Annotated in this window: 5 protein-coding genes and 1 pseudogene; 3 read left to right on the forward strand and 3 right to left on the reverse strand. The window is 35.0% G+C overall.

Translation table 11 applies throughout. The annotated features are described in order from the left end of the window. The 3 genes from L6C30_RS14080 to L6C30_RS14090 form a co-directional block, all read left to right on the forward strand. The coding region (locus tag L6C30_RS14080) for a hypothetical protein (protein ID WP_236163413.1) at positions 1–721 on the forward strand (721 nt) is incomplete at its 5' end. A 661-nt stretch (positions 722–1,382) separates the two neighbouring features. Beyond that, a complete protein-coding gene (gene repM, locus L6C30_RS14085; protein ID WP_151711585.1) occupies positions 1,383–2,315 on the forward strand; it encodes a replication initiation protein RepM in 933 nt (310 codons plus the stop codon). A 68-nt stretch (positions 2,316–2,383) separates the two neighbouring features. Next, entirely contained in the window at positions 2,384–2,938 is a 555-nt protein-coding gene (locus tag L6C30_RS14090; protein WP_171494112.1) for a plasmid replication DNA-binding protein, read from the forward strand. Between the two features lie 337 nt (positions 2,939–3,275). Here the strand turns inward: L6C30_RS14090 and L6C30_RS14095 are convergent, their stop codons facing one another. From L6C30_RS14095 to L6C30_RS14105, 3 genes and pseudogenes are all read right to left on the reverse strand, one after another. After that, entirely contained in the window at positions 3,276–5,207 is a 1,932-nt protein-coding gene (locus tag L6C30_RS14095; RefSeq protein WP_236163259.1) for a hypothetical protein, read from the reverse strand. Positions 5,208–5,279: 72 nt separating this feature from the next. Beyond that, positions 5,280–5,885: a hypothetical protein gene (locus L6C30_RS14100; protein WP_152033024.1), complete on the reverse strand. Its 606-nt coding sequence runs from the start codon at positions 5,883–5,885 to the stop codon at positions 5,280–5,282. Positions 5,886–5,890: 5 nt separating this feature from the next. After that, positions 5,891–6,075 (reverse strand): annotated as a pseudogene (locus tag L6C30_RS14105) (prepilin-type cleavage/methylation domain-containing protein); the annotation flags it as partial.

Consider the following 6,075-nt stretch of genomic DNA (forward strand, 5'->3'; position numbering starts at 1 on the left):
GCTTGATGCGTCAATAGATAAGCACATTAACTTTATAAATAATATAGAAAAAATACACTACAACGTGCAATTTAAAGTAGAAAAAATAAGCGATCAATTGTTTGAAAAATATCAAACTTATTCTTATGAACAGCAATCAAAAATCGAAGAATGTTATGAAAATGTTTTCGACGAAAAATCGAAGTTAGATGAGTTAGTCTACGAAGCGCAGGAGACATATAAAGAATTTGCTATATCAGCAAGAAACAACACAGAAAGCATGTATAGATCCTACAACATTTTTCAAAGAAAAGTGTATGACAAGATTGAGCAAGAATATGGCAACATAAACGCCCATTACACTGAAAAGTTTGAAAAAAATAATTTGAATATGAAGTTTTGCTTTGATTCAACAATCAAGACTGCGGAAAACCTGAACGCTACTGTAAGCAAAAAAGCTAATGAGTTATTAAACTCTATTGATACGAATCACAGTTTAATTATTAGTAAGTCCGAAAGCTTTCTTCAAAAAAATGAACAACTTGTTGAACGATTAGAAAATCGTTTAACTGGAAGAATAGTTTTAACCAATTTCAATGTGATTATGTGTGTGTTAGCTATTGTTTTAATCGGTTTCAATATCGCAGCAACTAAACGGTATAGTGATTATTCTAATTACAACCAAACTTTAGCTAATGAGATATACAACAAAAGACAATATCTCAAAAACCAAGCCTATTAACTGTAATCATTTTAATTCCAATGGAAAGCCACAGATTGCGATTTATGCGTGATTAAATAATTTTAGCCACTTCACATTAAAAAACTAAAAAACGTGCTTGTTAGCGCGTTTTTTAGCGTTTAGTGGTTATTTTTAGCGAGTGTCTACGAGCGACATGACAAAATTCGCCCTTCTTTTCCCTGATTACAAGCTCCCTATCCATCAAATACGGTCAGAACAGAGCATCCCGAATGGGTGCGAACCAATTATATTGAAATCTTGTCCGAGCGAAGCGAGTAAAAAGTTCTATGAGCGTAGCGAATTCCGAGTTGCTTTGCTTTTTCTCAAACTCACGGGAGCATTGACCTAAAAATTGCCCCGACGAATCGAGCGAAAGCGAGATTCAATAGAGTTTGAGCGAAGCGAAAACCAAGGGCAATTTTTCATATTTCCTTTTTCCTTTTTAATTAAATTTAATATTTTTAAATCTTTTATAGTTTATTAATGCAATGATATTTATATAATTATTTAATAATATGACACCGTTTACTTACCAATATGACACCGTTTACTTACCAATATGACACCGTTTACTTACCAATATGACACCGTTTACTTACCATTTGACACCAAAATATTTTTATGGTGTATTAACACCAATAAAAATTAATGGTGCTTTATTTTGAAAAAAGAATTTGTAGTAAAAGATAATGCACTTATAAATGCGAGTTACTCATTAAGTCTAGTTGAGCAACGATTGATGATACTTGCAATTATTGTTGCAAGAAAAAGTGGAGACTTAAGTTGGGATATTGATCATTGGTACGGTAAACCAGTTCAAATTCCAGCTGAAAGTTATGAAATAACTTTTAATGTTACGAGGCAGGCATCTTATCTTGCACTAAAAGAAGCTGCTAAAAATCTTTTTGAACGACGTTTCAGTTATCAAGAAGAACGAGTTAAAGGTGTTGCCCAAAAAACTAGCCGATGGGTTTCTGATATTGCTTATATTGATTCGACAGCAACAGTTGAAATCACATTTTCACCTGTCGTTTTACCGCTAATTACTAATTTAGAGAAACATTTTACGAGTTATGAGATAGAGCAAGTCCGTAATTTAAATAGCCCATATGCAGTTCGCCTGTATGAATTAATAATTTCTTGGCGTAGTACAAAAAAAACCCCAATTATTGACTTACAAGATTTTCGAAATCGTATTGGGGTGTTGGAAAATGAATATCAGCGCATGGAATTATTTAAAAGACGAGTTTTAGAACCAGCTATCAGTCAAATCAACACTCATACAGATATTATTGCCCAGTATGAGCAACATAAACGTGGTCGTTCAATTATAGGATTTTCATTTACCTTTAAACAAAAAAAAGTCATTAACACTAATCGAAAAGATCCGACTACTCTGAATCTGTTCTCAAAAATGACCGATAAGCAACGGCATCTATTTGCCAGTAAGCTCTCAGAACTTCCTGAAATGAGTAAATATTCCGAAGGTACAGAAAGCTATCCTCAATTTGCTGTAAGAATTGCAGAAATGCTTAAAGATACCGAGAAATTAAAGGAGTTTGCTCCAATGCTTGAAAAAGTTGGCTATCGTTAAACTACTGATGTAACGTTACATGATTAATTATTGTCTACAAGCATACAGATTTTTACTTGGGTTACATGATGAAAGCACTATCTGTTATTGAGTTATCACAACTTTATGGGATGAATCGACAAAGTATTTATAAGCGTATAAATAAAGGAGATTTATCAAAAAATAGTGATGGGAAAATAGATTTATCTGAAGCCATACGAGTATTTGGCGAACCATCTAATAAAAATAATAATGTAACTACGTTACAGTCTACTACGGTACAAAAAGAGACAGAAGTAGACATGCTTAAACAGCAGGTAGACATACTTAAAAAGCAGTTGGAACAGGCGCATGAAAGAGAAATATTTCAAAGACAGCAATTAGAAGTGAAAGATAATCAAATTGAGTCTATGCAGTTACTTCTAAACGCTCCAAAAACCAATATGACTACGTTTACCGATCCAGAACCCGTGCAAGCAAGCATGGTCAAAACAGATCCCGAAACGGACACAGCAGAAGCTAAACATGACGGATTGACTACTCTGGAGCAGAAAGAAAATAAGCGTATTCCAGTGCCAGAGCACGTAGAACCAGAGCAGCCGAAAAGAGGCTTTCTCAGTCGCTTTTTCTTACCGAATGGGTGAGAGCATTGTTGACTGTAGCTAATCAAAATTGTGGAACATTGCTCAAAAGTTAAGCGTGGAACGTGAAAAATCAAGTAAAAAGCCCAAACACAGATGTTTGGGCTTTTTGATATACAATAAGACTATGATTTATAAGAAATAAAAAATTGCATTTCGTATAACGTGTATTATGTTAATTTTAGGGAAATTTTTGATAAGTTTTGAGGAATATTAGGAAGTGAAGTTTAATTTAATTGCTTGAATCTACAATATGGAATTGAGTAAGGAATGATTTATAAAGAGGTCTATCAATTCAAAAATGCCAGCTAAATAGTTTTAGCTGGCAAAAATGGAACCCTTATAAATATCGTGCCCATTTAACTGTAGCAGCCATTTGACCCGAACCAGTTGATGTAGAACCTGAATTATTGTCACCTGTTGAAAAGTCAGGATGATCTTTTAAACTAGTCAAATCAATCGTGGTTGAACCTGAAAATTTAGACTTCTGTGTTATATCACCAAGACCTGCCGCTAATAAAGAACCAACAATTGTACTGTCGCCAGAAGTATTTAACAGGTTACCTGCAATCACATTACCATATACCTTTGCAGAGGATTCAAGAGTGATATTCCCCCCACTATAAGTCGCCTGACATGAAGCAGCGGTTGTGGCATTCGTACAAGAGCCTGCCAATAAAGCAATATTACCAATCGCTGCAGGAATTAATGCGGTGTTTGAACTACACAAGTTGGTTGGTCGACCAAAGCCTGTACTATTACAAACCTTATTCGCTCCTGCATAGTTCGGAGCCTCCAAAATAATAGATGTACCATAGGTAATACTTCCTGTAGATAAAAAGGCATTGGCATATTTACCTGTCTGAGGATTGAGGTTTCCTTTAAATAAAAATACACCAGGTGCCAAAGAAGGATTTTGATTATTATTGTCTCTTAAAGACCACGTTCCTCCACTATAAGAAATTACCGTATTCCATGATCCTGTATTTGGTGGGTAAATGTAACCAACCGATGTTCCTGTACAAAATCCGCTCGTATCTATTCCGGGACAAAGTTTCCCAATATACTCAATATTGTTTGATGTATATTTTGCAATGTAGTATTTTCCACTTGGAATTCCATCCACATTTTTTACGGTAACAACAGGCTTACTATTAGAATCAACATCCAAAATATAATTGGCTTGTGACTCATAACTTAATGCATTTACAAGAGGTTTATTTGGTGCTGTCACAGTTACTAAAGCACCCGTAGCAACTATTGAGTCTGTACCTGCTGGTAAAGTTGTTGCATTTTTTGTTGGACACGACTCAAATGAAATTGCTTTCAATAGAGTATAATTACCCCAATTTGTTGATACACATTTAATTTTTCCTTCACTCATTACGTCAGAAACAGTTCCCCATGTGGATAAATTCACATTACCTTTTGCACGTATAGTATTTACTGAGCTACTCCCAAAATTAACATAACCACCTGCTGTAAGTATTTGTGCTGTACCACCACCACTAGGCCAATCTATATAACTCAATGTATTTGCATTCTTCAAGCTACCATTCGTTATGTTTATATATTTATCTGCATATAAATCACCTTGTGTACCGCCACTTTTAGTGTATATCCATCCTTTAGCAGAAATCAGATCTGCGCGGGCGCTTCCTTCCAGTGTTACATTACCATTGGTGTAAATATTCTTAATATAAGCAGAACTGGTTACAGTCACATTTCCTGTAGTAGATAAAGTATCAATCCCTGTTAATCCCACTCCACCTGTAGAGAAATTACCATAGACATTAATTCCTACCTTTTCCGTACCATTTTTACTAAATTTAATTCCACCCGATAAGTCCAAGTCACTATAAATATCCATAGCCGAAGTGGTTCCCGTTCCACCTCCACTTCCACCAGATGACGATGTAGAAGGGACAATATTATATAAAACACGAATACTAGATGCGGCTTTAGATGTAGCACTTACATTTTTAATTGTTGCAATGATTTGATAAGGATCTGTACTGTTTGTTCGAGGAGTAATTGAATCAATCGAAGCAGTTATACCAGAAAGTCCAATTGCTGCATTTCCTATTTGTAAACTGTCAATCTGATTTTTATTTAAACTTTCAAAATATTTACGTAAAAGTTCAACACCTATCCAAGCTCCAGATTGAGCATTGGTAACTGCATGGTTAGCCACCTCTGCATGCTGTTTCGCTCTAATATAATAAGCTGTCCCCAAAATAGTAACAGATAAAACAATACCTACTAACATCACTGTTAATATCGTGGCTATACCTTTCTGCGAACTTAAACTTGACTGAAATTTATTTATCATCACAGTGCCCTATCAAGATGTAATGTTTGACAAGCAAACTGGAAAACTGAATGTATTTGCTGTAATTGTTAATTTAGAATGAGAGGCTGCTGTACCTATGCCATATGGAGTACATGTTTGCGTGGTTAAATTAAAGCTAATTGTTGAAGCGCTTGGTAAAACAGCTAAAACTCGATCAACTGTCCAAGTTAAGCTATCTAAGTTACTTGTTTGAGCACATGAGTTTGCTTTGAGTAAAATCAGCTTTGTTTGGTTATTATTTAAGACACTGGCTATCCCCTGACATGTTAGTGTATTAGGGATATTGATCGTTGTATAATAACGCCATAAGACAGCCTTTTGACTTTCTACACTAATGTTATTATCCAAAGCTAAGGTACTTGAAGGGATTAATACATTTGTTCCTGAAGAAAAGCCAAAACCTGCATTTTGTGCCAACATTTGAGCAAGCGTTAAACCATTGAATAACTGTGTGTCTTGTTGAGCATTTTGTTGGGAGTCAACACTTGTTGTTACAATAGCTTTGAATAATGTTAATAAGGCAATTAAACATAGCATTGAAATAACTAAACCAACCATTAAACTAACGATAGTCGATCCCTTCTGAGTACATCTCATAACAGTTACTCCCCCACCTTCACTTCACCGCCCAAAGAACTATCGGTTACACTTAAGACAGTTTTTGTTATAGTGACATTTGCCCCTTTCACAGTCGTAGCTTGATTTGTACAGGTTACTGTCACATTTAAATTTTGATTATTTATAGTAATATTAGGAGCAGGTGTAATACCACATAAACTACTACCAG

Source organism: Acinetobacter sp. KAM396 (assembly GCF_021602765.1).
In the GTDB taxonomy this organism is placed as follows: domain Bacteria; phylum Pseudomonadota; class Gammaproteobacteria; order Pseudomonadales; family Moraxellaceae; genus Acinetobacter; species Acinetobacter towneri_A.

Excerpts from the sequence above, each read along its gene's own strand:
- L6C30_RS14100 (WP_152033024.1), bottom strand. The coding sequence starts at position 5,885 with ATGAGATGTACTCAGAAGGGATCGACTATCGTTAGTTTAATGGTTGGT.
- L6C30_RS14090 (WP_171494112.1), top strand. The coding sequence starts at position 2,384 with ATGAAAGCACTATCTGTTATTGAGTTATCACAACTTTATGGGATGAAT.